Consider the following 23,392-nt stretch of genomic DNA (forward strand, 5'->3'; position numbering starts at 1 on the left):
AAACTGTGCCCCCTCAGCTCTCCCGTGCGATTTCCCGCCAGCCGATATCGCGGCGGCAGAATCCGGTCGGGAAATCGATCGCATCGACTGCACGATAGGCGGCCTCCTGCGCTTCCTGAACGCTGCTGCCGAGCGCCGTCACGTTCAAGACACGTCCGCCGTTGGCCACCAGTTTTCCATCGGTCAGTGCCGTACCCGCATGAAACACCTGCGCGCCATCGCCTTCGGCATCGTTCAGCGCGATCGCGCCGCCTTTTTCCGGGGCGCCGGGGTAGCCATCGGCTGCCATCACCACCGTCAGCGCGAAACGCTTGGCCATATGGACGCGGGGAATCGTCGCGAGCCGGTTCTGCGCGCAGGCAAGCAGCAGTTCGCCCAGATCGTCTTGCAGGCGCATCATCAGCACCTGGCATTCGGGATCGCCGAAACGGCAGTTGTACTCGATCAGCTTCGGACCGTCTTCCGTCAGCATCAGTCCGGCATAGAGCACGCCCGAATAAGGCATTCCTTCTTCCGCCATGGCCCGTACTGTCGGCGCGATGATCCGTTCAAGAACCTGCCCACGGGTAATCGGATCGAGCACGCGGGCCGGGCTATATGCGCCCATCCCGCCGGTATTGGGCCCGGTATCGCCTTCGCCCACTCGCTTGTGATCCTGCGCGGAACCGAATGTCAGCACGATGGCCCCATCTGTCAGGGCGAAGAAGCTGACTTCTTCCCCTTCCATGAATTCTTCGATGACGACTTCGGCACCGGCATCGCCGAATTGCCCGCCGAACATATCGGTCAGCGCTTCTTCTGCTTCGGTGCGGGTTTGCGCGATGACGACGCCTTTGCCGGCAGCCAGCCCATCGGCCTTGAGGACATATGGCGCGGAAAATCCGTCCAGCGCGGCAACTGCTTCGGGTAAAGAGCGTGTGCGGGCATAACCGGCTGTCGGGATGCCCGCGCGGTCGCACAGTTCCTTGGTGAAGGCTTTGCTGCCTTCCAGTTGTGCGGCGGCCTTGCTCGGCCCGAATACTGCAATTCCCGCTTCGCGCAGCGTGTCTGCCAGCCCGTCGACCAGCGGAGCCTCCGGCCCGATCACGACGAGGCCTATGCTTTGACCTTCGCAGAATGCAATCACTGCACCGTGATCGGCTGCGTCGAGATCGACCAATTGTGCGTGCTCGGCAATCCCCGGGTTGCCCGGCGCGGCATAGAGGGTATCGTCATCGTCCGCGAGCAGCCGCGATTGCGCCAGCTTCCACGCCAGCGCGTGTTCGCGTCCGCCACCGCCGAGCAAAAGGATATTCATGGCCGCTCCTGATAACTACGAAAATGATGCTGCCGGGCTGGTAGCGAAGGGGCGCGCCGGGGACAACGCCGAGCCGCTATCGGTCAGCCAACTATCCGCCATCCTGAAGCGAACAGTCGAAGATCGCTTCGGTTTTGTCCGGCTGCGTGGTGAACTGTCGGGCGTGAAGCGCGCCGCCAGCGGGCACCTTTATTGCTCGCTGAAAGACGAGAAGGCAGTAATCGACGGGGTCATGTGGCGTGGCAGTACGCAGCGGCTGGCCTTTGCGCCCGAAGATGGGCTGGAAGTGATCGCTACTGGCAAGCTGACGACATATCCGGGCCGCTCCAAGTATCAGATCGTGATCGAATCGCTCGAACTGGCAGGCGAGGGGGCTTTGCTCGCTCTGCTGGAGAAGCTCCGGCAGAGGCTGGGTGCGGAAGGGCTGTTCGATCCGGCACGTAAGCGTGCGTTACCATTCCTGCCGCGCACTATTGGGGTGGTCACCAGCCCGACCGGGGCGGTGATTCGGGACATCCTGCACCGGCTGGCGGATCGATTCCCCAGCCATGTCGTCGTCTGGCCCGTTCTGGTGCAGGGGCAGGGCGCTGCCGAGCAAGTCGCCGCCGCGGTGCGTGGCTTTTCCGATTTGCCTCCGGGCGGGCCGGTTCCGCGCCCTGATATCGTAATCGTCGCACGTGGCGGCGGTTCGATTGAAGATCTGTGGAGCTTCAACGAAGAAATTGTGGTTCGCGCAATTGCAGAATGTACCATCCCAGTTATTTCGGCAGTAGGGCATGAGACTGACACCACGCTGGCCGATTATGCAGCCGATCGCCGTGCCCCGACACCGACCGCTGCGGCGGAAATCGCAGTGCCGGTGCGGGCTGACCTTGCGGCGACCCTGCATGATTTTACTGGTCGGCAACGACGCGCGATTGCCCGGCCAGTGGCGCTCGGTCGCGAACGGCTGGCGGCGCGGGCAGATCGCTTGCCGCGCATTGAGGCGTTGCTCCAGCCACAGGCGCAAAAGCTGGATGAATTGACCGAACGCCTGCGGCGCGGGCTGGCTGATCGCGCGGCAAATGGGCGCGAAGCACTGGGTCGTCTGCGTTTGACGGACGCGGTGCTGACCAGAACGTTGCGCGATGCCCGTCAGCGATTCGCACAAGCACGGCTATCGCCGCAATTGGTGGAGAATCGTGTGCTGCGCGAGCGCGAGCGTCTTTCTGCGCTGGAGCGACTGCATATCTCGCTCAACCCACGCGCACCGCTGGCACGGGGCTTTGTCCTCATACGCGGAGAGTCGGGCCAGTTGATACGCAAGCGCAAAGACGCAGGCAGGGAGGCACGTCTGTCTATCGAATTTGCTGATGGAACATTGGATGTTGCGCCGGTTGAAGGCGCTGTGCCGCCTGCTCCGCCCCCTTCATCTTCAGCGAAACCCAAGCGGCGAACGACGCGCTCTGTCGCACCTGAACAACCGCCCGTACAGGATGATTTGTTTGGCGGAGCATGACTTGCTAAGGCGCATCGCATGTTGATGAAATCCGGCGACCCTACCGCGCAGCTTATCTATGGCCCCAATGGTTTTCGCGTAATGCGTCCGGGCAATCATGTTCTGTGCGCGGTCAGCGGTGTGCCGATCCCGCTGGAAGAATTGCGTTACTGGAGTGTGCCGCATCAGGAAGCCTACGCCTCTGCTGAAATTGCGAGTCGACGGCTGACGGGGCAGTGACGCGCAGCGCAGCGCTGGCTGCGGGGGCATTGCTGGCACTGTCTGGCTGTGCCACTGGTGGAGGTGCTGCCAAACCGGCGAGCACCGCTGTTGTTCAGCCTGTCGCTCTGCCCACTGCGTCACCTGCTCCAACACCCACACCGAAGCCCGGCCAGTCCGCCGTTATACGCGGACCGACTACGTTCACATATCAGGGCGAAACCGAACAGGGCGGCTGGATTCGCGGACAAGTGCCCGGCGGCGCTGTTTCCGCGACGTTCGATGGTGAGGAGCTTTCGTTTGACAGCGCAGGCAAATTTTTCGCCGGATTCGATCGCGATGCCGGGCCAATTGCGACGCTCAGCGCGACTTTGGCCGATGGTCGGATCGTTACCAGCCCCATTACCGTCCGGCCACGGGCCTGGCAGATCGAACGGGTCAATGTGGCGCGCCGCACAGGCGTGCCGAGCGAAGCGTTCATGGCGATCCGGCGCCCTGAGCTGGCCCAAATTGCCGAGGCGCGGAGCCAACGGAACGATACCGATGGCTGGAAGCAAGCCTTTATCTGGCCGGTAAAGGGGCGCATCTCCGGCCGGTTCGGCTCACAACGGATCTATCGCGGAGAGCCGGGTGCGTATCATTCGGGCCTGGACATCGCGACGGGAGAGAGCGGTACGCCGTTTGTCGCTCCGGCAGACGGTGTCGTGGTGCTGGCCGCTGGTGACAAGCCTTTCAGTCTGGAAGGGCAGCTCCTGATTATCGATCACGGCAATGGGTTGAACAGTGCGTTTCTTCATGCCTCCCGTCTGGCGGTGAAAGACGGCGATGTGGTGAAACGCGGGCAGTATATCGGCAATATCGGCAGTTCGGGCCGTGCGACTGGCCCGCATCTGCACTGGTCGATCAAGTGGCGCGATGCCCGGCTCGACCCCTTGCTATTCCTCCCGCCGATGTAGGTGCAATGCCGATCAGGTTGCGTTTTCGTGCGATGCAGTTCGGGGCAATTGCTATTATCGCGCTGGGCCTTTCACCAGGGACATGGCTGCGGGATACGCCGGCAAAGGGTGTGGATTCGCCTGTGGTTGTATTCCGGCCGATCGCTCTCGATGAACGCGTGTTGGGCTCGTTTGCAATTGAAGGTGCATGGCACCTTGATAGCAGCAACTTCTGGTTCGGGGGCTACTCGGGGCTCGTTGCGCTCGACAGCGGGACGTTGTTGGCTGGGGCAGATCGCGGATGGACTCTGCGCTTCACGGTTCCGCCCGCAAATCGTGTCTCGCAGCAGTCGGCGCGGTTCTCTCCTATCGGCACGAAATACGCGAGAAAACACATGTCCGACCTGGAGGCCCTCACTCATGATCCAGTGACTGGCGGAGTTTGGGGGGCATTCGAGTATCGTAACGCCATAGCGCGCTTTTCCCGGGATGGTCGTATGCAGGAGGTGGCTTTCCCGCGAGCGATGCGTGGCTGGCCATCCAATGCCGGGCCAGAAGGCATGGTGCGGCTTGCAGATGGGCGCTTTCTGGTTTCTGCCGAAGCAGTGTGGCGATCGGATGCGGAACACGACCTGCACACTCTGCTGGTGTTTTCGGGCGATCCGTTAGGCGGTGCCGGATCATGGAAGGCGCGTATGGAAACCCCTCCCGGTTATGCGCCGGTGGATATGGCGCAACTGCCCGATGGCCGCGTACTGGTTCTGATGCGGAAGGTGAATTATCTGCCACCGCGTTTCACCGGGCGTATTGCCGTTTACGACCCGCGAACGCTTACGGCAGAAAGGCCTTGGCGGGGACAAGTGGTGGCAAAGCTCGAACTGCCGCTACCAACGGACAATTACGAGGGGATTGCCGTTGTTCCCGACGAGTCGGGTAAGGGCGCTGCGGTGTGGGTGATGTCGGACGATAATCGGATGCGGACGTTCCAGCGCAACATCCTGCTTAAACTGCGATGGTCGCCGTCGGAGCAATGAGGCGTGCGGCTGACGGACAGCCGCCGACACCCCTGCTCCGGACGCACGAAAGGCGCGCGAGGGTCTTGCCCTTCGCGCGCCTTTTCGAATCGCACACCCCGTTTCGGGGCGGCGGCAATCAGGCGGCCTTCGCAGCCTTCTTCAGCTCACGCTTCACTTTGAGAGCGCGATTGCTGAGCTTGCTGTCGTTGGTCTTCAGCAGCCAGTTATCCAGACCGCCGTTGTGTTCGACCGAACGCAGACCCTGCGTAGAAACGCGGAACTTGAAAGCACGGTCGAGCTTTTCGCTCAGCAGCGTGACGTTCTGCAGGTTGGGCAGGAAGACCTTCTTGGTCTTGTTATTCGCGTGGCTTACGTTGTGGCCAACCTGGCGGCCCTTGCCAGTCAGTTCGCAGATGCGCGACATGATAAATCTCGTTCGTAAAAGGTTGCCGGTGTTCCGGGAAAGGCGCGCGCATAGCGAGAGGCTCGCGAATCGTCAAGCTTCGCGCTACCGCATCTGCAATGACTCGCTGGCCTTTACCCCCCCATATGAAGCGCGCGCTCGCTCTCGCTGCCGAAGCGGCGGAGGCTGGGGAGGTGCCTGTGGGTGCGGTAATCGTCAGGCAGGGCCGAATCGTGGGCGAAGGACGCAATGCGCCACGCGAGTTGCATGATCCTACCGCCCATGCAGAAATCGCTGCGATTCGTGCCGCTGCGGGTGTGCTGGGGAGTGAGCGACTGACGGGGTGCGAATTGTTCGTGACGCTGGAGCCGTGCGCGATGTGCGCGGGCGCTATCGTACATGCCCGAATCGCGCGCGTGACCTATGGTGCGCCCGACCCAAAGGGGGGCGCTGTGGCACATGGGGCGCGGGTGTTCGATCAGCCCGGCTGTCTGCACCGGCCCGAAGTGATCGCAGGATTGGGCGAACGCAAGGCAGCGGAGCTGTTGCGGGTGTTCTTTCAGGAACGGCGGTAATCGGTCTTGGGTTAGGGAAAACTCAAAGGCCGCGCCAGATCTTCACGTTTGTCCCGTCTTTCGGCCCGAAACGCTGCCGATTGCATGCGGTCGGCATGAAGTTCTTGGCATAGCACAGCCGCAGTTCTTCCAGCCATCCGCGCTGATTGATCGATAGGCCCACCGCGCTGCGTGGCCAGTCCGGGTTCGCGAGGACAAAAGCATCGCGAATCTTACCTGCTGTGAGCGCGCGGTCGTGTGACAGGCGGTCGAGATCGGGTTTGCGTAGCCCATCCCACAAGATGCGGGTGACTTTGAAATAGGCTTCGGGTGTACGCACCATGCAAGCGCCGTGTTTGGCCCATTCGGTCGCCTGAATGCGAGCGGATGGCATCATGCACAGGTTGCGGCGTACCTCTGCGGGAGGCACACGTCGCGGGTTCGCGCACCATTGAGGCCAGCTATTGCGGCCATCGGGCCATAAGCCATGGACGATCAATCCGAAATCACCGTTTCGGCCAGAACATTGTGTTGAGTGTGTAGGGCTCGATTTGCGGGGTTTGCAGAATTCCGGGCTCCAGCTCAGCGCCAGAGTGTAGCCGGTGACTGGCATTTTGCGTTGCGGCCCATCGGGTCGCACGTGAGGTACAGCTACTGTGCTGGGCACTCGGCACTGATAGGCCTGGGCATGAGCGAGCGAAGGCAGCGCCAGAATCGCCAGAATTGGGGTGCGTCGGAATGCCCGACAGCGCATAGGCACGATCACAATGCGGTGAAGTCCAGCCCGATATCGGCGGCAGGCGCGCTTTGCGTGAGGCGTCCGACCGAGACGTAGTTCACCCCCGTTGCCGCTTTGGCTTTGATCGTATCGAGATTGATTCCGCCGCTTGCCTCTGTCGGTACGCGACCGGCCACCAGCGCGACCGCTTCGCGCAGAGTCGGCGGTTCCATATTGTCGAGCAGCAGGCGGGTTGCCCCGGCGGCGAGCGCGGGTTCGATCTGATCGATCCGGTCGACTTCGCAGATGATTTCTTTCACTCCGGCACTGACTGCCCGCTGTACTGCTTCGCGCACTGAACCAGCGACAAGGACGTGGTTATCCTTGATCATCGCGGCATCCCACAATCCCATGCGGTGATTGCTGCCCCCACCCATGCGGACAGCATACTTTTCCAGATGACGCAGGCCGGGGATCGTCTTGCGAGTATCGAGCAATGTGCAATCGGGATTGTCCATCGCCTGCACATATTCGCGCACCAGCGTGGCGACCCCGGACAGATGCTGCACTATATTCAATGCACTGCGTTCGGCAGTGAGCATCGCGCGGGCGTTGCCCTTCAATCGCATCAGATCGGTGCCAGGGGCGACCGGATCGCCATCGGCCACCAGCAATTCGATCTCCATACCGGGGTCCAGTGCGCGGAAGAATGCCATCGCCACCGGCAACCCCGCCACTACAATGGCGTCGCGGCTGTCCATCACACCCGAAAACCGCGCATCGGCCGGGATCACGCTCTCGCTGGTCACATCGCGTCCGCCATTCGGCAACCCGATGCCAAGATCTTCGGCGAGCGTTTCCGAAACGAAGCGGGACAGGTCGAAGCCGGGAAGAGCGAAATCGGTCATGCGCGCGGTGTGGCGCAATATCTCTTCCGCCTCAAGTTACACGTACGATCATATGGAGTGCGGTGGGGCCGGTTGAGCAAGGTTCAGTGGACGAAGCGAGCCACGACATCGCGATAACTGCGCGAAACCTTTACCTCGGCACCGCTTTCCAGCACGAGGAAGCACTCGCCGTTGGTGTGCGGTTTGACCTGACGCACCTGATCGAGGTTGACGATGGTCGAGCGATGCACGCGCTGGAACTTGCGCGGATCCAGACGCCGTTCGAGGTCTTTCATTGTTTCGCGCAGGATCAGCGAGTTATCGCCGGTGTAGATGCACATGTAATCGCCAGCAGCTTCGATATGCTCGATGGTTTCGATCTCCACACGGAAAATCTGCCCGCGATCCTTGATATTGATGAGCTTTTCATAGCGATCGGTACTTTCGCCATCGCCTTCTGCGAATTCTTCGGCGGCATCGGGGGCGACTTCGTTGAGCACATTCTTGAGCTTTTCCGCCTCTTCCGCGCTGCGCTTTTCCGCCATGCGGACGCGAACCCGCTCGATCGTATCGGCCAGCTTGTCCTCGTCGACCGGCTTCATCAGATAATTGACGGCGTTCGCTTCGAATGCACGAATGGCATGTTCTTCGAATGCAGTGACGAATACGAACAGCGGGGGCTCAATTTCCATCACCCCTTTCACCACCGAAAACCCATCGAAACCGGGCATCTGGATGTCGAGAAAAACAAGGTCGGGCTTTTCGGTTTTGATCGAGCGGATTGCTTCGCGCCCATTGGCGCACGTGCCGATTACCTCGACGTCTTCAAACTTCTCGAGGCGCAGTTGCAGCCCCTGGATCGCGAGCTTTTCATCGTCGACGATGAGAGTACGGATGGTCATGCGGGTGTTGTTCCAATCGGGCGCGACGAATCGCGCGTAAGGGGTATGGGTGTAGCGCTAACGGATGGCGGCGCGGCAGGTTTCACCTGTGTGCCACTCTGCGCTGCATTTTTGGCGGTTTCGTATGGGATTTCGATGATCACCGTGAAACCCCCATCGGGTGGATTGCGAATTTCAAAACGGTGGTCGTCACCATATGCTTGAGCGAGTCTGTCGCGGATATTGGCAAGACCTACGCCAGTCGACACGGTCCTGCCCGCACCTGCGAGAGCGAGCGGCAAATTGGCTCGCTCCTTCCTGTCGCGCAAGCCGGGGCCGGTGTCGGACACGGCAACGCGCAGCCGTTGTCCGACGAGTTGCGCGGTCAGGCTGATCTGCGCGCCTTCTTCCTGCGGACTGACGGCATATTTAATCGCATTTTCAACCAGAGGTTGCAGCAGCATGGAAGGCAGGCACGCCGTCGCCGCTTCCGGTTCGACATTGAATTCGGTGCGCAGACGCTCTTCGAAACGCATCCGTTCGATGTCGAGATACAGCTTCAGGGTTTCGACTTCCTGCGCAACGGTGACTTTGCTGCCGGGCTGACTGACCAATGTGTGGCGGAGAAAAGCGGAAAGCCGTGTTAGCATCGCATTGGCCGGCTCGGTCTGTTTTAACAGAACGAGTGTTGATATCGAATTGAGCGTATTGAACAGGAAGTGCGGATTGAGCTGATAGCGCAGCATCGCCAGTTGCGCGCTGGTTGCCTGTGTTTCCAGCCGTTCGAGCCGATCGGCCTGTTCTTCGACTTTGAGGAAAAAATTGATCGCATAATAAAGCGCTGACCAGGCGCCCAGCAAAGTGCCATCGAGGTAAGCCAGCGCAACCATTCGCTGCACGAACGACGTCTCGCGGATGCCTGAATAATAGATACCCTGGAACCACGAATCGATGGCTGCGTATGCTGCGACGGATCCCATGAGAACCAATGCGGTCACGCCCCATGTCACCAGTGCAGAACGGCGGATAAGCTGGCGATAGATAACCGACAGGATCAGACTTATGGCAAAGCCGGTCACGATCTCCACGATCACCAGCAGCAAGAGTTCGACCGGTTGATCGTTGGCCAGCACCGACATTGCACGCAGTACCAGCACACCGCCCCATCCTGCCAGTTGCAGGTGCCAGAATGCCCGGTTCTTGTTCGCAAAGAACGGCGCGGGAGAGATGGGCAGCATGGCCATGATATGCCCCTTAAACTAATCGCACTGCATCGGGAGACAAGTTTTGTCGTGCAATGCGAATTGCGATATGCTGCTCGGTGAGAGAGGTGGCACTATGAATATGAGCCAGGACGCCGTGAGCGACACAGCGGAGCGGGCGAAGTTCCGCGAAATGAAAGAAGGCACAGCGCAGGACTGGGCGATTATCGGTGGCGAGTATATGGCATTTGCCAAAGGGTTGCCCGATCGTGTGCTTGACCACCTGCGTTTGCTCGATGGCGATTTCGGCGGGTTTCCGGTCGATCGTTTTGAACATTCATTGCAGACGGCGACACGTGCTCATCGCGATGGGCGGGACGAACAATATGTCGTGATGGCTCTGCTGCACGATATCGGCGATACGTTGGGCAGCTACAACCACCCCGAAGTCGCAGCGTCGATTATCAAGCCGTTTGTCAGCGAGGAAGTGCACTGGATCTGCCAGAACCACGGGCATTTCCAGGGATATTATTATTTCCACTTCCTGGGCATGGATCAGAATGCCCGCGACCAGTTTCGCGATCATCCGTATTTTGGTGCCTGCGCCGAATTTTGCGAGAAATACGATCAGGCTGCGTTCGATCCCGATTATCAGAGCGAGCCACTGGAGTTTTTCGAACCAATGGTGCGTCGCGTAATGACGCGCCCCCTCAATTCGCTTTACGCGAAAGCGGCGGAGGCGGCCTGATGCGAATCCTGGCTGGTACAGCCAGTTATTGACTGCCCACTGGCACGCTACGTTTGAAATGTGTCTGCCAGTCGGCCTTTCCCTCGCTCGCCATTAGCTGTTCGATTTCCGGTAGCTCTGCGGCGACGAATTCGGCGCGCTCGTCCCAGCCATCGTGTGTCCGGGCGCGGAATATCCATCCGTCGTTGCGCGGCCCCCATTTCTTGAAGAAGTCAACGGCGGATTGCGGATCGTAACCTGCATTGGCCAGCAGCCAGGGCATGAGTCGGTCGGCTTCGCGCTCTGTCAGTCGGATATTTTTCTGTTTGCGCCCCACGTGTCCCAGCCACGCACGGTGAGCGAACAGATTATGCGCCAGTTCATGCGCTACGGCAGCGGCAAACAGAGGTTCGCTATAGCCAACACCGGAGAACTTCCGTCCGATCAGCACACGCCTGCCATCGGCTTCTGCAGTGCCCCCTTTGGCGAGCAGCTCGAAACGACTTGGGCAAACCGGGACACCGGCGATCTGAGCGGTATGAACTGTGCCATCGCTGGCACGGCGCCATTCGATATGGACGGAGCCATCTTGCGCCAACACCTGATCGACCAGATCGTGCAGCCCGGTCAATCGTTGCCAGTCTCCTGGGGGCGCTGCGGACAGATCGGCCATGCGCTGCGTCCCGATGGAGAGAATTTCATCATTCGGCGCCAGCCCTGCTTCACCTGCGGGTGATCCGGGCACGACAGCTTCGACCGCGATATCTCCGGTAATTCCAGCGGCGGCGCGCATGGCATCGGGGTCGCCATAATTGGCCATATCCTGCAACAGCAGCCCAATTGCTGGATGCGCGTGTATACAGAAAGGTGCATTGGCTTGCGCCAGTCGCCAGCCGACCGTTTGCAAACGCAAATCGCCCGCCTGCAATTCAGACAGCGCTTGCCGGTCTTCCTCTATCGCGGCGTGTGCGGGACTGCCTGCAATCGGAGCTGCAATCGCGAGAAAGCAGGCGAATGCTCGTTTAGTGATCCGGGAGACGATCATTTATCGGAGATCGCTTGGCGCGCAGCCTCCACTGCCTTCGCCAGATTCGCTTCACCCACCGCACCGCCGATGACCTGATTGCCGACCACCCATGCGGGCGTGCCTTCGAAACGGAGCTGTTGTGCCAACTGATGGTTCTTCTGCAGTTCGTATGTCACGTCTTGCGCTACACCCTGTTCCCTGGCGGCTTTCATATCGATTCCGGCCTTCTCCGCAGCGGCGGCAATCGTCGCTGTGCTGGGCGGGCCGCTTGCGAACATCGCATCGTGGAATGCTGCGAACTTGCCCTGCTTTGCGGCCACCAGCGCCATGCGCGCGGCAGCTTCGCTTCCGTCAAAGATCGGCCATTCGCGGACTACAACCCGCAAATCGGGATTGGCGGCGATCAGTTTCTTCACATCTTTGACCGAGTGGCGGCAGAACGTGCAGCCATAGTCGCTGAATTCAACCAGTGTGACAGTGCCATTGGGGTTGCCCAACACTGCACCGGGGAACGGTTTTTCCACTTCGCCACGAATGCCCGCCAGTTGGCGCGCGCTGTCACGCTCTTGCAGGGCCTGCGCCATTTCCGGCAGGATATCGGGGTTTTCCACCAGCCATGTTCGCATGGCTGAACCGTGCAGCGGCGTGAGGGTGAAAGCCCACGCGCCAAGAAACCCGAAGATCAGCGCCACCAGCGCGATGGGGACGAAGGATAGAAGCCTGTTCATGGATGTCCGCTAGTTGCGCCTTTGCATTCGTTCAAGCGCCTGACGCGCTTCGAATTCGATATCCTGCGCGCGCAGCCAGTCTGCAGAATTCTCCGGCAACCCTGCTTGTGCTGCTTTGGCGCTACGCATGGCCTCCATGTACTGGCGGCTCATCACCTGCTGTTCTGCGCTGGCCAGACGGGCGCGGGGCATATCGCCTTTAGAGGCGTATATCGTGCCAAGCTGATACCAGGCGAAAGGATTGTATCTGTCGCGAGCGACGGCATTGCGGAGGACTTGCTCTGCTTCGTCGTAATGTGCGGGATCTTCCGTCGCGATCAGGGCATGCCCAAACAGCGATGCGATCAACGGGGCATTGCCGGAAAGATCGGTCGCTTTGCGTAGGGGGGCGATAGCATCGGCAGGACGCCCGGATTCGAGAAGAACCTGCCCCTCCAATTCGAGGAAATAAGGATCGTCTGGCGCGGATTTGATCAGTGCATCTGTTTCTGCCAGCGCTTTATCCATCAGCGCTTCCTTGTGATAGGCATATGCGCGGGCATAGCGGGCAGGAACCGACAGATCGCTGGGCGGATAATCGCGCAGTGTCGCTTGCGGTTCTTCGATATAACCTTCGAGCTTGGCCTTTACACGGGCAAACCGGGCATCGAGTTGTGGGTCATCGGCCTTGGCCCATGCCGGATCGCGCCGATAGGTTTCCGTCAGTGTCGCGATGCGGTCGCTCGTTACCGGGTGAGTGGAGACGTATTCGTCGTCAGGCCGGGGCGAGTAGCCATAACGAAACGCCTGATTTTGCAATTTCTTGAAGAATTCTATCGAGCCGCGCCCGGAAATGCCCGCCTTGGAAAGATACTTTGCGCCTGCCGCATCCGCGGAGCTTTCCTGACCGCGGTTGAAAGCGAGGTATTTGCCCATCGCGGCACGTTGCCCCGCCATTGCAACGCCCATCGCCGCGTCCCCCGCGCCGGCGGCGGCGGCCATGCCCGCCAACAGCAAAGAAAGGATCGAGATGCCTGTCGCCTCTTTCGACCCTGCGCCGGAAATCACATGTCCGCCCGTGATATGGCCCAGCTCGTGCGCGATAACGCCCTGCACTTCATTGGCGTTGTCGGCGGCGGCAATCAGGCCGGAGTTGATATAGACGGCCTGTCCACCGGCAACGAACGCGTTGATCGACGGGTCGCCGACCAGCACGACATCGACATTCCTGGGATCGAGCCCTGCCGCTTTTATCAGCGGCACGGCCATGTCGTGCAGCAAAGCTTCGGTCTCACTGTCACGCAGGATCGATTGCGCTGCGACCGGCTCAATCGCCAGCGCGAACGCAGCCATCATGGCCAGTGCCGTGGCAGCAAGGCGAGTTAGTGAAGAGGAGAACGGGCGCATTGGCCCGGTGTCTAGCGGGTTTTGCCCTGAACCGGAACTGAAGCCTGCGTTGCGCCCGGATGCGATCTCGCAATTCAGGCGACGAGCTTGCGACCTGCCTTTTCGATCATGCCGATGTCATCGGCAATTTCGCCGAGGACGACGATATTGCCTTCGCCATCGCGGCGGATCATGACCAGCGAGAACTCTGGGCCGTCTTCAGCGATATCTTCAAAACCGAGGGGGGCAATGTCCCGCAGTTTGCGCGCCAATGCTTCTCGCGGGGTTTCTCGCTTTTCCGGCTCACCTTGTTCGGACCGCCTCAGTGCCCGTTCGGCCTGAACCACACCCTTCAGCCCACCTTCCGCTTCGCTCAGGAAGCGGGCAAGTGCACCACGTGCCACGCCCAGGCGCTGTGCGTGGCTGAGGACCGCGGCATATTCCGTGACACGTGTCTTGTCGTAATCGGCGCCGAAGACCAGCTTCACCACCGGGGTCATCGGTGCGCGATTCTGCACGGTCAGGCCGCTGTCTGCCAGAATGTCAGCGAAATCTTCCGGTGCCTCCGCCGCAGCCAGACTGACGTCGTAGGCCCGACCGACAGCGGCATAGAGCGCGCCTCGGCTGCGGTCTTCGCTGTTGCGGGCCGTCTGAGCAAGCTCGCGTGCTTCAGCGAGGCAATCGAAGAGGGAGGCGTCATTACCTCCTGCAAATCCCGGCTCTGATTCGATCGAGGTGTCGTCAGTTTCCATGTCAGATCGTCCGTCAGGGGCGATTTCCGTCATGGCTGACAGATCGAGCGGGGTTTTTGTTAGCGGCTTGGAGCGCAGCGAGGAAAGCGGATCATGGACGTTCCGATTTTCGGACCAGCTATCTGCACTGTCGCTTGTGTCCGGTATATCGAACGTATCTTCGTCGAGCGGTTCCTCGTCTTCTGCGGCAATGCCACCTAGCGACAATAGCGAAGCGAAGCGGATGTCGTCAGGCCCATCCTCGTCGGACGCTTCGATCGCATCATAGAGGTTGCCGCTCTGGTCCGCAGAGTCTGTGATCGGCCCGTCGTCGTTATCGGCATATTCGGCCGGTTCGATGCCGAATGAGGGCACAGGCAACGGATGCGCGCTTGCATCAGCGCCGCTATCGGCATCGATGTCGGCGGGGCCATCGGCCCATCCATGCACAGGTGTATGGGGTGTTGGCAGAGTGTCGCTTGCCGCAACTTCATCCGAGAAATCGTCTTCGTCCACTGCAAGCGCCTGATCGATTTCCAGCAGCAGCTCATCAGATGTGATCTGGTCGGCCAGCTCTTTCCAGTTGATCACGCCATATATGAAATCAATCGTGTCGTCATCGCTGGAATAGGGCAGGAGAATGCCGCGATAAAGAATCGTAGCTCCGCGCTGATTGACGAACTCCGCTTCAAAACCAATCGGTGCCTGATTGGCCAGAATCTGCATATAATGATCGGTAATCCGGCTCAACAACGAGCGGCTGGGGACATCCGACAATTTGTCATAGCCATTCTCTGTTCCGCATTCCTGAGCAAGCATGTTGCCAAGGAAACGTATCGAAGGGTCTTCGATACCGTTCGTAAAATCGAGAAGCACCGAGTAGGGGCCGAAATCGGGCAGGCCAGCCGGAGATAAATCCTCGATATCGGGGAAATTGCGTTCTGCAAGCTGGCTGGCCCAATGATTGTAGGCCCGCACCTGCATACGCCGTTCGTCCTGCCCGATAGGGCTTGGCGGCAACTCACGTCCCGTGTCGTCGCTGTCGACCGGATAGTCTTCCACCTCGTCGTCGAGCCCGAAACTTCCGAATTGTCCGCTAAGCGTATCCATGTCTGCGGCACTGCCCCCAAAAACTGATTAGAGGCACTTTGCCCGCCTGCGGTAAAAAAGGCGTTAAGTGAAGGCTTTGTATTCGCGATCTGGCCTGATCGAATGTTAACGGCCATCGTGACTTACAGCATGTAGCGCATGCGGATCGATACGGAGACGTCGTCCTGCGCCACAGCAAATGCAGCGTCATCGAATCGGGGCGGCCCAAAACGCACCGGAGCATCGCGTGAAAAGCCAAACCCCTCCCGTGGGATCATCAGGGCCTTGTCCGCTTTGCCGTTGCTGTTCTCATCGTGGAGTACGGCAATTGCCCATGATCCCGACGGAACATGGGTGAACGTCAGTTCGAGCGCTTTATCGGCAGCGACGGACATTTGCCGGGAGGCCGGGTCGCCCTTGCATTCGGGAAATGATTTGGGGATGCGTGTCATGCAAACCCGAATCAGCCCTTTGGTTGAACGCAGGCCGGTAATCTCCACACGCACGTTACCGAACGGTTCGATAGTCACTGGCGCGGCCCGCGGGCTGACTGGAATCATCGCTGCGCCTGAACACGTTATGGCTGCGATAAACCACCATCGGTATGGCATAGGCGGTCCCACACGCGGAAATAAAGCCCGAAATTGCATCTATACTGCTCATGATGGCGATGGTGATGGCTGGCGGTTATCAGCCATGCCCCCAACTGGGAATGAATGATTCTGCGGGGGACGATTTCCCAACCCATATGATTGATGATCCCCATCACCGTCATGACCAACAGTACGACGCCCAACATGGCGACGTGAATTGGCACTATGAATACCAAAAGGGGTATCACAACTGCGCCGGTAATTGCCTCGTAAGGATGGAAACTCATTGCCGCCCATGCGGTCGGTGGCCGACTTGCATGGTGGACTGCATGCATGGCCCGAAACAATGTCGGTCGGTGCATCAGTCGGTGTGTCCAGTAAAACCAGGTGTCGTGGAGAAAGAGATAAATTAGTGGGGCAATTGGCAGGTACCACAGGGGGTAAGCATCCCAGCGAGTATAAACCAGGGTCCATCCGTGCGCCTGCCATCCCCATGCCACGATGCCGGCCGGAATGCCGTAAATCGCTGCGGATAGCAGGGACCAGCCGATTTCCTGCCGAATCTGGGGATTCTGGCCATCGTATATGCCTGGTTTCATCCGCATACTGATCCACGCGAACAGTCCGCTTGAGACGATATAGCGCAAAGCAATTATTACAGTCATCGCCAGTGCGGACAGGAAAATGGCAGACCACATCATCATCTGCTTATGCCTTGCCTGTACTGGTGACTAAAGCCCTCCATTATCGGGTTGCCCCCAGGCAGCGCAAGATGGGTCGGCGGCGACTAATTGCCGCCTCAGGGCTGCGCGGGCGAGCCGCTCCACTTCGACTCTCCGTCGGGCAGTGGCCAGTGCATGAGTAGTGGCGGGGCGAATTATCTCCGCATCATAGCTGTCGGCCACGATTACACCGCACCGATCTGGCCGGAAATCGCCGCCGTCGAGCACTGCCCAATCGAGCGCCGGAGGCAGGCCCCAATAGAAACGGTCGCAAAAATCGAGATAGTCCGGCCACTTGCTGTCACCCAAAAGGTCCGCACGGCTGACTTTGATTTCCACAATGATGATTTGTCCCTTTGGGTCGATTCCCAGCAGGTCCGCTCGCCGCCCGTTGCGGAGAGGCATTTCAGGCAAGCACCAGATTTCATTACGGGCAAGCAGCCGGCAGATGCCGCGCGCAACGGACGCCGCATCGGACCGGCCTGCATCTGCCTGATGCGATAACGAAACGGCTGGTGAATCACGTGGAACCATTCCTGTAGAACTGGAACATAGCGCGAACTTCGTCAAGCGTCGTGAGGGCGACCTGCCTCTTGAAGTCAGACTCTTTACGAAGACTCAGGACAATCGCTGTCCGGGACCAGCGACAGCAGCGCGCTTCGCGCTTCGCGAAATTCGCACCAAAGTGAAAAAGCTGCCGCAGTAGGATCCTGACCACGATCTGCGACAGCCAGCAAAGCTTTTACGCCAGGCTCCATCATCGCGGCCATGTCGGAAATGCCTTGCATCGCCAGATCGAATCGCCATCCACCCGCATCACGGATCATTGCAGGAAAGCTCTGTACCCGCGCATCTTGCTTCTCGGGCGTTAGCCCCGCGAGTGCTGCAACCGCCAATCCGGCGTCCTGCAGGGCGGCCCATTGAGCACCCATTGCACTTGCGCCAGACAAGTCCTTCTCAGCGAATCGCCGCTTGTATGGGATGTCGGTTATTGCGTTCATCCCTTTTTGGGTACTGCTGACGACTTGCCAAATCCCTAATATCGCCATGCTCGCGGTACGATAGGGGCTGGTGTACAACGAATCGCAATGCTAAGCGCCCGCCTCCCGGCCTTGCACCCGTAGCTCAGCTGGATAGAGCGCTGCCCTCCGAAGGCAGAGGTCACAGGTTCGAATCCTGTCGGGTGCGCCACTTCCGAAAAAATCAGTACCCCGTGCCCCGTTCAGTCTGCTTCTGAACGCGGCCATTGCTGCACTTAATCATTGCAGGCTGAATCCTGTCGCCTCGTCCCCGTGATCAGAAGAAACGACACAGCCAATGCAGACATCCCGCCCCACAGCACAGCGGCGTTGAATCCCTTGGCGGCTGCTTCTGCCATGCTGTCCCCCATGGCGATAGCTCGGGAACTGGCACCGGCCATGAGTGACCCCAGCAGAGCTATGCCGATCGTCATGCCGCTTTGTCTCATGGTGTTGAGGGTTGCTGATGATGCGCCGGTACGCGTGCGGGGTGTAATGGCCATGATCACGGCGCTCGTGGCAGGCACGGAAAGGCCCATTCCCGCCCCGAGAAGCAAGAACATAGCGAAGAGCAAGGCGTAGGACGTATCGGGTTCGAACGTTGTCATGCCTAGCATTGCAACCCCCATGGCTGCGTAGCCGCCAATCATCGGACGGATCATACCGAAGCGACTGGAAATCATGCCAAAACGGAAGGAAAATACTGCCATAGACAGGAAAACCGGTGCCATGCGGAGGCCGGCCTGGCTCGCGGATACCCCCTGCGCATTTTGGAGGAAAAGGGAAAAGAAGAACAGACTGCTGTATCCCATAAAGCCGAGCACGAAGGAGGCGATATTCACGGAGGCGAAGGTCAGGTCACTAAACAGGTCCACAGGAAAAACTGGCTGCGCAGCTCTTGCCTCGACCACCAAGAATAAAAGGAAAGACACTCCGGAGGTGAAGAATCCGGCGAGAACTAGCGGCGTGTCCCAACCACTTCGCCCGGCTTCTGTCAGGGCAAAGGTTAGTGACGCCAGCAATGTTATGCTGAGCAATTGTCCGGCTGGATCTAAAGCTGTGTGATCAGGATCTGCGCTTTCCGAAACGCCGATGCTGCCAAGTATGAGCGCTGCGAAGCCGAGCGGCACATTGAGCAGGAACACGCTGAACCAGCCGAAAAGATCGATGAAAATGCCACCGACAAAAGGACCGAGGATCAGGGAGACGGCGCTGACCGATGCCCAGCCACCGATGACGCGGCTGAGTTGTCCGGGGTCGTGATAGGTTTGCGAAAGGATGGAGAGCGCGCCGGGGATAACCAGGGCGCCAGCCACCCCCTGAATCGCGCAACCGGCAATCAGCATCGGTAATGTACTGGCCCCGGCGGCCAGCGCTGACCCCAGTGCGAAGATCGCGACGCCGATCAACCAGACCCGCTTTCTCCCGTATCGGTCACCCAGTGGTCCAGCCGACAGCATGAAGGCCGACAGGCACAGTCCATAGCTGCCAACGATCCATTGCAGTCCGGTCACATCCACTTCCAGGTCGCGTTGGATTGCCGGTAGGGCGACAGTCACGATGCTGATGGCGATCGTGGCCATACAGGTGCCAAGATAGACCGCTATCGTGCCAACGGTTCTTCGGGAGAGTGGCATGAGAAAGTTTCCTGCGTTGGGCAATGTCTGCCGCCGGCAACAGCGCTTGGACGCTCGGTGCCGACGCGGTGGTGAAGACTAGAAGGATGAAGGGCTTGCGTGGTCACGGCTCTTGATGCCCGTCACATTTGGAACAAGCCGCATGAAGTACCAGATCGCCAGGGCGAAGGTGGCCATCACGGTGATCTGAAACGTGGGCCAGCCGATAGTCTCGATCATTCCCGGCAGTGCCATTAGCGAAACGGTCGCGATCAATCGGCCCAGCCCGTGCAGCATTGCGGCCGATTTGGGATTGAGCTGCCGATCCATAACGGAGGCGGAATGCCAGCTCGTTCGTGCCGGGTTCGTCAAGCGTGAGACGGGCCGACAGGGCTTTCGCAAAGGCGCGCGCATCGACGGCATCATTCGCTGGGCCTTCATTTGCGCTATCGGGCGAAGGTGATGCTTCGTTATCGCTGATGACATACTTCCGGCGGCCAGCTGGACATGGTCGTCGCTCTAGCTTGCCTGATCTTCCTCGATTTGGCCGGCGTGCTCGCCTGCGAGCAGCTGCGCGGCAACGCTTTCCGCTTCCGCTTCTGAGGCGGTGAAGAGCATCGGAAAGCCCCAGAACTTTTGGAAAATGGGAGCCGACGTCTTGGCCAGCAAGCGTTTTGCCTTGCTCGGCTCGATATAGACCATTGCCCGGACATAGCTGTGCAGCGCCTGACGATTGCGCTTCATCCACAGCGTCACCCGCTTGCGTTCCTCGACCGACTGATCGTGATCGGCGTCCTCACCGACGCCGATCAAGATAAAGGTCTGCTCACGCTGCAAGAGATCTTCGAAGATCTGGAAGCTAGCATCATCGCCCCGCTCGTCGGTGCGATTATAGTACATGTGTACGATCGGGAATTTTGCGTCATCTACCAGCATGGTCGTAATCCAACACTTTCATCAATTATATCCACCTTAGGCCCTCGCTGCTGCTTTGAATTTGGCCAGTCAGGCAGATGGTTTCTCGAAACCGCCAATCTTTGCCCCTCGCGCATCACAGCCCCAGCGCTTGCTGCGCCTCCCTCATCGAGGTTATGAAATTAGCCCTGCGTTGCCGCGCCTGCGGGACAGCTGCACTGCGCCGCGCGGCCAGGAACTGCCCCGGTGGCTGGCCCATGACCTTCTTGAACATCGTGATGAAAGCGCTGGCACTTTCATACCCCAGATCGAACGAAACGGTCTGCACCGATGCCCCCTCGGTCAGCCGCTCGATCGCGAACATCACCTGAAACTGCTGGCGCCACCGCCCGAAATTCATGCCGGTGTGTTTCATGATAAGCCGGAACAGGCTGCGCTCGCTCATGGCGACGATCCGGGCCCATTCGCCGATGGTTGTCCGATTGGCCGGATCAGACGATAGGGCCGTCGCGATGGTTCTCAATCGTGGGTCCGCCGGCATCGGCAGGTGGAGGCTGCCCATCGGTGCGCGCTCAAGCTGGTCGAGCATGGTCTGGATCAGACGGCCATCAGCGCCATCGGCATCGTAGAGCGCAGGCAGGCGGGTCACGGCGATCAGCAACTCCTGCAGCAGTGGCCCGGTCGAGAAGGTGCTGCACTGCGCAGGCAGATTGTGGGCCAGATCGGGGTCGATGAAGAGCGTGTAGACCTCAAGGTCGCCGACGCAGCGCACGCTGTGTTCCATGTCGCTGGGAATCCACAGAGCGCACTGCCGGGGCACCATCCACAGGCCCTGTGCCACCTCGCAGGTGATGAGGCCGCGGACCGCCAGGATGAGCTGCGCTTCGCGATGCCGATGCGGGGGCTGCTCCAGGCCTTCGGTGAACAGCTCCATCCCCACCGCCGAAACGGGGCGGGGAATCTCCGCTGGTTCAAAGTCCTCGTAGTCGTCGTTTTGCATCGTTCTGGTCCATTGGGGCGACCTTGTATGTAGCACCATAGCTCCAGAAATGCGAATCATTCTCAATTGACTGGCCATATAGCGAAATATTTTGGCGGTATTGCGCAATCCGGCGGCCTAAGACGCCTCAGGAAGATGCGGCCTGAGCAAGCCTCGCGGGGGCAGCGCGCCGAGGCTTGAGCATCGGTCGGGCGACAAAGACAGCGGTGACGAGCAGCGCGGCATCCACCGCCCAGCTCATCGGATCGACGGCGGAAACGCCTTTCGCGGCGCTGATCGCGGCATGGAACAGCGCCAGTCCAGCCAGCGCCAGGGCCGTCGCTGCACGCAGCCACGCTCCCAAGCGCGTCTGCATCGAAGGCAAACATGCCAGACTATAGGCCGCTACGGTGCCCGCGCCCCAAGCCAGCAGCGGCGCGCCCTTCGCCTCCGTTATCAAAGACGGAATCGCCGCCAGCGTAAGCGCAAGCGGTTGGCCCCAGATAGTGGCCGTCCATAGCCGCTCCATGATCGGCGCGGGCCGCCCCTTGTCGCGTCGGCGCGTCAGCCAGATCTGGAAGCCCGTCGCCGTAATGCTGCACATCGACAGGCCAAGCAGGCCATAGGCAAGCTTGACAAAGAGCCCGCCAAACCAGCCAAAGTGAAGCGGCTGGATAGCGAATATCATCTGCTGGGCGAACGACCGTTTGGCCACGTCGGATGCGAAGACATTGCGGCCAGTGCTGTCATAGACAACGCTTTCGCTGAGCGGGAGGCCGCGCGGGTCGCGCAGGCCGATCGCGATCATTTGCCCCTCGGCGCCCGGCTGCTGGATGGAGACCGACTGGAGCGTGAAGCCGGGCGCGGCTGCGGTCGCAGCGGCGATGAACGGCGCGCTCGGCGGAACCGGATCGGTGCGCGGCGCATCCGCCGCCCCTCGGGCGGAAGGTCCGGCAAACTCGGAAAAGGCCCTGGTCATGTCCCCCTTATAGGTGGTCGCAGCGACACTGCCCAAAACGATGAGGAAGACGCCGAGGAAAGCGCCGGTGAACGCGATGATGAAGTGGAAGGGCAAGCCCCAGGTGCCGATGCGGTTATGCAGGTCGGCCTGACTCAGGCGAGCAGACCCGCCGCTGCGGAGCCGAAACGCGTCCTTGATGATGCGCGGATGGGCAAGCACACCGGAAATCACCAGCGCCAGCAAGGCCAGCCCCGCCAGCCCCACGATCACCGTGCCGATGCCATAGGGCAGGTGAAGATTGATATGCAGCCCCACCAGAAAGTCGCTGACATCGTGGCGCACCTTTATCGCCGGCTGCCCCGCTGCATCGGCGAACCAACCTCCGCTGTGCGTGCGGTCGCCACTTCGGGCGGAGAGCACGAGATGCGGATTGGCGGGCGATGGAAGGTTCGCCGAAACCGAACGCACTTCGTCCTTCGGCCCCATCTCGCGCAGCGCGGCCAGCCCCTTATCGATCACCTCAGGCGCTACGGCGACCACCCTCGGGGCCTCGGGCTGTTCCCAGCGTTCCAGCTCCTCGACGAACACCACGACGCTTCCCGTCAGGCAGATAAGGTAGATTGCCGCGCTGAACGCGAGGCCAAGGGCGGAATGCCCCGCTAGCACCGCGCTCACCCAGCCTTTGGAAAACAGCGGCTTGCGCGTTTTGGGGCGAAGAGGATTGGTCATGACAGCAAGGTCCAGGCAATGGCGGCGCCAGCGATTACGGATGCTCCGGTCATGCCGAGGACCGGGCGCAGCATCACGCGGTCACTCAGCATCCAGATGACGAGGCACGCCCACAGCAGCGGCACGACAACCACGGCGGTAGCGAAGCGGTCGGCCTGCGCCCCCGGCACCATGCCTGCCACCCCTGCCCCGATCGCATTGGCGGCGATCGCGGTGAGAAGGAGCGCCGCCGCGCCCCTCGCCCAGCCGCGCCAGCGCGCCCCGCGTCGCTCTGCAGGATCAAGCGCCTTTTCGCCTCTGACCCGCGACTTCGCGAGGCGGGCTGGCCGACGCTCCTCGCCGAACTTGACCACCACCATCGCGCAGAGGCTAAAAGCCAGCAGCAGCGCGGCCAGACCGACGACCACCCCAAGCCAGAAGGCAAACAGACCGGCGGCCGGGATCAGCATCAGCCACCCTCCTGCCGCCCATAGTTTGCGCTGCATTCCTGCGCTGCTCCATGCTGCCCGCAACATCAGGACCGACGCAAGACACGCCGCCATCCCGAAGGCCCATGCTACCTGTCTGATCAAGGAAACCCCGTGCCTCTCTGAAAACGCGAA

26 protein-coding genes and 1 tRNA gene are annotated in these 23,392 nt (G+C 60.2%); 7 read left to right on the plus strand and 20 right to left on the minus strand.

Annotated elements, in window-relative coordinates:
• Nucleotides 1–13: 13 nt before the first annotated feature.
• Nucleotides 14–1,297, minus strand: coding sequence for a phosphoribosylamine--glycine ligase (gene purD / locus CV013_RS08295; RefSeq protein WP_102154803.1), 1,284 nt, complete (start codon nt 1,295–1,297; stop codon nt 14–16).
• On the opposite strand from purD, the gene xseA reads away from it, so the two are divergent.
• From xseA to CV013_RS08315, 4 genes are read left to right on the plus strand one after another with little or no spacing between them, the layout of a single operon-like run.
• The gene (gene xseA / locus CV013_RS08300; RefSeq protein ID WP_102154804.1) at nt 1,296–2,795 is read left to right on the plus strand and encodes an exodeoxyribonuclease VII large subunit; all 1,500 of its coding nucleotides are present in this window, start codon (nt 1,296–1,298) and stop codon (nt 2,793–2,795) included. The two genes, purD and xseA, sit on opposite strands and share 2 nt — an antisense overlap.
• A gap of 18 nt (nt 2,796–2,813) precedes the next feature.
• Nucleotides 2,814–3,014, plus strand: coding sequence for a DUF2093 domain-containing protein (locus tag CV013_RS08305; protein ID WP_102154805.1), 201 nt, complete (start codon nt 2,814–2,816; stop codon nt 3,012–3,014).
• Nucleotides 3,011–3,949 (plus strand): M23 family metallopeptidase, encoded by a 939-nt coding sequence (locus CV013_RS08310; protein WP_223805174.1) that lies wholly within the window; start codon nt 3,011–3,013, stop codon nt 3,947–3,949. Before CV013_RS08305 ends, CV013_RS08310 begins: the two co-directional genes overlap by 4 nt.
• 32 nt (nt 3,950–3,981) lie before the next feature.
• Nucleotides 3,982–4,962: an esterase-like activity of phytase family protein gene (locus CV013_RS08315; protein ID WP_223805244.1), complete on the plus strand. Its 981-nt coding sequence runs from the start codon at nt 3,982–3,984 to the stop codon at nt 4,960–4,962.
• Nucleotides 4,963–5,080: 118 nt separating this feature from the next.
• Here CV013_RS08315 and rpmB read toward each other — a convergent pair whose 3' ends face one another.
• Nucleotides 5,081–5,368: a 50S ribosomal protein L28 gene (rpmB, locus tag CV013_RS08320; protein WP_102154807.1), complete on the minus strand. Its 288-nt coding sequence runs from the start codon at nt 5,366–5,368 to the stop codon at nt 5,081–5,083.
• A 98-nt stretch (nt 5,369–5,466) separates the two neighbouring features.
• Here rpmB and tadA point away from each other — a divergent pair, with 98 nt between their 5' ends.
• On the plus strand, nt 5,467–5,922 hold the full coding sequence (gene tadA, locus CV013_RS08325; protein ID WP_102154808.1) for a tRNA adenosine(34) deaminase TadA: 456 nt from the start codon (nt 5,467–5,469) through the stop codon (nt 5,920–5,922).
• A gap of 22 nt (nt 5,923–5,944) precedes the next feature.
• Here the strand turns inward: tadA and CV013_RS08330 are convergent, their stop codons facing one another.
• The 4 genes from CV013_RS08330 to CV013_RS08345 form a co-directional block, all read right to left on the minus strand.
• Nucleotides 5,945–6,655 (minus strand): ribonuclease T2 family protein, encoded by a 711-nt coding sequence (locus tag CV013_RS08330; protein ID WP_102154809.1) that lies wholly within the window; start codon nt 6,653–6,655, stop codon nt 5,945–5,947.
• A gap of 8 nt (nt 6,656–6,663) precedes the next feature.
• Complete coding sequence (gene nadC, locus CV013_RS08335) at nt 6,664–7,527, minus strand: carboxylating nicotinate-nucleotide diphosphorylase (RefSeq protein WP_102154810.1); 864 nt, start codon at nt 7,525–7,527, stop codon at nt 6,664–6,666.
• 83 nt (nt 7,528–7,610) lie between these two features.
• Complete coding sequence (locus tag CV013_RS08340; protein WP_102154811.1) at nt 7,611–8,408, minus strand: LytR/AlgR family response regulator transcription factor; 798 nt, start codon at nt 8,406–8,408, stop codon at nt 7,611–7,613.
• Nucleotides 8,405–9,631, minus strand: a complete 1,227-nt coding sequence (locus CV013_RS08345) for a sensor histidine kinase (RefSeq protein WP_102154812.1) — start codon at nt 9,629–9,631, stop codon at nt 8,405–8,407. Before CV013_RS08345 ends, CV013_RS08340 begins: the two co-directional genes overlap by 4 nt.
• Nucleotides 9,632–9,731: 100 nt before the next feature.
• On the opposite strand from CV013_RS08345, the gene CV013_RS08350 reads away from it, so the two are divergent.
• A complete protein-coding gene (locus CV013_RS08350) occupies nt 9,732–10,337 on the plus strand; it encodes an HD domain-containing protein (protein WP_102155147.1) in 606 nt (201 codons plus the stop codon).
• 25 nt (nt 10,338–10,362) lie between these two features.
• Here the strand turns inward: CV013_RS08350 and CV013_RS08355 are convergent, their stop codons facing one another.
• From CV013_RS08355 to CV013_RS08390, 8 genes are all read right to left on the minus strand, one after another.
• Complete coding sequence (locus CV013_RS08355) at nt 10,363–11,361, minus strand: PDZ domain-containing protein (protein ID WP_102154813.1); 999 nt, start codon at nt 11,359–11,361, stop codon at nt 10,363–10,365.
• A complete protein-coding gene (locus CV013_RS08360) occupies nt 11,358–12,071 on the minus strand; it encodes a DsbA family protein (RefSeq protein WP_102154814.1) in 714 nt (237 codons plus the stop codon). Before CV013_RS08360 ends, CV013_RS08355 begins: the two co-directional genes overlap by 4 nt.
• Before the next feature lie 9 nt (nt 12,072–12,080).
• On the minus strand, nt 12,081–13,457 hold the full coding sequence (locus CV013_RS08365; RefSeq protein WP_102154815.1) for a M48 family metalloprotease: 1,377 nt from the start codon (nt 13,455–13,457) through the stop codon (nt 12,081–12,083).
• Between the two features lie 74 nt (nt 13,458–13,531).
• Nucleotides 13,532–15,277 carry a PAS domain-containing protein gene (locus tag CV013_RS08370; RefSeq protein ID WP_102154816.1) on the minus strand — a complete coding sequence of 582 codons (1,746 nt, stop codon included), beginning with the start codon at nt 15,275–15,277 and terminating at the stop codon, nt 13,532–13,534.
• A 122-nt stretch (nt 15,278–15,399) separates the two neighbouring features.
• Complete coding sequence (locus CV013_RS08375; RefSeq protein ID WP_223805176.1) at nt 15,400–15,816, minus strand: DUF2141 domain-containing protein; 417 nt, start codon at nt 15,814–15,816, stop codon at nt 15,400–15,402.
• A 17-nt stretch (nt 15,817–15,833) separates the two neighbouring features.
• Nucleotides 15,834–16,547, minus strand: coding sequence for a sterol desaturase family protein (locus CV013_RS08380; protein ID WP_102155149.1), 714 nt, complete (start codon nt 16,545–16,547; stop codon nt 15,834–15,836).
• 33 nt (nt 16,548–16,580) lie between these two features.
• A complete protein-coding gene (locus CV013_RS08385; RefSeq protein WP_102154818.1) occupies nt 16,581–17,105 on the minus strand; it encodes an MmcB family DNA repair protein in 525 nt (174 codons plus the stop codon).
• Between the two features lie 74 nt (nt 17,106–17,179).
• Nucleotides 17,180–17,620 carry a hypothetical protein gene (locus tag CV013_RS08390; RefSeq protein WP_232806572.1) on the minus strand — a complete coding sequence of 147 codons (441 nt, stop codon included), beginning with the start codon at nt 17,618–17,620 and terminating at the stop codon, nt 17,180–17,182.
• 65 nt (nt 17,621–17,685) lie between these two features.
• On the opposite strand from CV013_RS08390, the gene CV013_RS08395 reads away from it, so the two are divergent.
• Nucleotides 17,686–17,762, plus strand: a tRNA-Arg gene (locus tag CV013_RS08395).
• A gap of 64 nt (nt 17,763–17,826) precedes the next feature.
• Here the strand turns inward: CV013_RS08395 and CV013_RS08400 are convergent.
• The 6 genes from CV013_RS08400 to CV013_RS08425 form a co-directional block, all read right to left on the minus strand.
• Nucleotides 17,827–19,227, minus strand: a complete 1,401-nt coding sequence (locus tag CV013_RS08400; protein WP_190276457.1) for an MFS transporter — start codon at nt 19,225–19,227, stop codon at nt 17,827–17,829.
• 78 nt (nt 19,228–19,305) lie between these two features.
• Nucleotides 19,306–19,536 carry a hypothetical protein gene (locus CV013_RS08405; RefSeq protein WP_102154820.1) on the minus strand — a complete coding sequence of 77 codons (231 nt, stop codon included), beginning with the start codon at nt 19,534–19,536 and terminating at the stop codon, nt 19,306–19,308.
• A 189-nt stretch (nt 19,537–19,725) separates the two neighbouring features.
• Nucleotides 19,726–20,142, minus strand: a complete 417-nt coding sequence (locus CV013_RS08410; protein ID WP_102154821.1) for a hypothetical protein — start codon at nt 20,140–20,142, stop codon at nt 19,726–19,728.
• A gap of 115 nt (nt 20,143–20,257) precedes the next feature.
• The gene (locus tag CV013_RS08415; RefSeq protein WP_102154822.1) at nt 20,258–21,121 is read right to left on the minus strand and encodes an AraC family transcriptional regulator; all 864 of its coding nucleotides are present in this window, start codon (nt 21,119–21,121) and stop codon (nt 20,258–20,260) included.
• A gap of 127 nt (nt 21,122–21,248) precedes the next feature.
• The gene (locus tag CV013_RS08420; protein ID WP_102154823.1) at nt 21,249–22,790 is read right to left on the minus strand and encodes a PepSY-associated TM helix domain-containing protein; all 1,542 of its coding nucleotides are present in this window, start codon (nt 22,788–22,790) and stop codon (nt 21,249–21,251) included.
• Complete coding sequence (locus CV013_RS08425) at nt 22,787–23,332, minus strand: hypothetical protein (RefSeq protein WP_123639898.1); 546 nt, start codon at nt 23,330–23,332, stop codon at nt 22,787–22,789. Before CV013_RS08425 ends, CV013_RS08420 begins: the two co-directional genes overlap by 4 nt.
• Nucleotides 23,333–23,392 lie beyond the last annotated feature (60 nt).

The sequence above is a fragment of the Tsuneonella flava genome (assembly GCF_002870965.1).
GTDB classification, from domain to species: domain Bacteria; phylum Pseudomonadota; class Alphaproteobacteria; order Sphingomonadales; family Sphingomonadaceae; genus Tsuneonella; species Tsuneonella flava.

Bases quoted from the DNA above. Each gene is read 5' to 3' on its own strand.
- xseA (WP_102154804.1), top strand. From the start codon at position 1,296: ATGGCCGCTCCTGATAACTACGAAAATGATGCTGCCGGGCTGGTAGCG.
- purD (WP_102154803.1), bottom strand. From the start codon at position 1,297: ATGAATATCCTTTTGCTCGGCGGTGGCGGACGCGAACACGCGCTGGCG.
- CV013_RS08305 (WP_102154805.1), top strand. From the start codon at position 2,814: ATGTTGATGAAATCCGGCGACCCTACCGCGCAGCTTATCTATGGCCCC.
- CV013_RS08315 (WP_223805244.1), top strand. From the start codon at position 3,982: ATGCAGTTCGGGGCAATTGCTATTATCGCGCTGGGCCTTTCACCAGGG.
- rpmB (WP_102154807.1), bottom strand. From the start codon at position 5,368: ATGTCGCGCATCTGCGAACTGACTGGCAAGGGCCGCCAGGTTGGCCAC.
- tadA (WP_102154808.1), top strand. From the start codon at position 5,467: ATGACTCGCTGGCCTTTACCCCCCCATATGAAGCGCGCGCTCGCTCTC.
- CV013_RS08330 (WP_102154809.1), bottom strand. From the start codon at position 6,655: ATGCGCTGTCGGGCATTCCGACGCACCCCAATTCTGGCGATTCTGGCG.
- nadC (WP_102154810.1), bottom strand. From the start codon at position 7,527: ATGACCGATTTCGCTCTTCCCGGCTTCGACCTGTCCCGCTTCGTTTCG.
- CV013_RS08340 (WP_102154811.1), bottom strand. From the start codon at position 8,408: ATGACCATCCGTACTCTCATCGTCGACGATGAAAAGCTCGCGATCCAG.
- CV013_RS08345 (WP_102154812.1), bottom strand. From the start codon at position 9,631: ATGGCCATGCTGCCCATCTCTCCCGCGCCGTTCTTTGCGAACAAGAAC.
- CV013_RS08350 (WP_102155147.1), top strand. From the start codon at position 9,732: ATGAGCCAGGACGCCGTGAGCGACACAGCGGAGCGGGCGAAGTTCCGC.
- CV013_RS08355 (WP_102154813.1), bottom strand. From the start codon at position 11,361: ATGATCGTCTCCCGGATCACTAAACGAGCATTCGCCTGCTTTCTCGCG.
- CV013_RS08360 (WP_102154814.1), bottom strand. From the start codon at position 12,071: ATGAACAGGCTTCTATCCTTCGTCCCCATCGCGCTGGTGGCGCTGATC.
- CV013_RS08365 (WP_102154815.1), bottom strand. From the start codon at position 13,457: ATGCGCCCGTTCTCCTCTTCACTAACTCGCCTTGCTGCCACGGCACTG.
- CV013_RS08370 (WP_102154816.1), bottom strand. From the start codon at position 15,277: ATGGATACGCTTAGCGGACAATTCGGAAGTTTCGGGCTCGACGACGAG.
- CV013_RS08375 (WP_223805176.1), bottom strand. From the start codon at position 15,816: ATGATTCCAGTCAGCCCGCGGGCCGCGCCAGTGACTATCGAACCGTTC.
- CV013_RS08380 (WP_102155149.1), bottom strand. From the start codon at position 16,547: ATGTGGTCTGCCATTTTCCTGTCCGCACTGGCGATGACTGTAATAATT.
- CV013_RS08385 (WP_102154818.1), bottom strand. From the start codon at position 17,105: ATGGTTCCACGTGATTCACCAGCCGTTTCGTTATCGCATCAGGCAGAT.
- CV013_RS08390 (WP_232806572.1), bottom strand. From the start codon at position 17,620: ATGGCGATATTAGGGATTTGGCAAGTCGTCAGCAGTACCCAAAAAGGG.
- CV013_RS08400 (WP_190276457.1), bottom strand. From the start codon at position 19,227: ATGCCACTCTCCCGAAGAACCGTTGGCACGATAGCGGTCTATCTTGGC.
- CV013_RS08405 (WP_102154820.1), bottom strand. From the start codon at position 19,536: ATGGATCGGCAGCTCAATCCCAAATCGGCCGCAATGCTGCACGGGCTG.
- CV013_RS08410 (WP_102154821.1), bottom strand. From the start codon at position 20,142: ATGCTGGTAGATGACGCAAAATTCCCGATCGTACACATGTACTATAAT.
- CV013_RS08415 (WP_102154822.1), bottom strand. From the start codon at position 21,121: ATGCAAAACGACGACTACGAGGACTTTGAACCAGCGGAGATTCCCCGC.
- CV013_RS08420 (WP_102154823.1), bottom strand. From the start codon at position 22,790: ATGACCAATCCTCTTCGCCCCAAAACGCGCAAGCCGCTGTTTTCCAAA.
- CV013_RS08425 (WP_123639898.1), bottom strand. From the start codon at position 23,332: ATGGCGGCGTGTCTTGCGTCGGTCCTGATGTTGCGGGCAGCATGGAGC.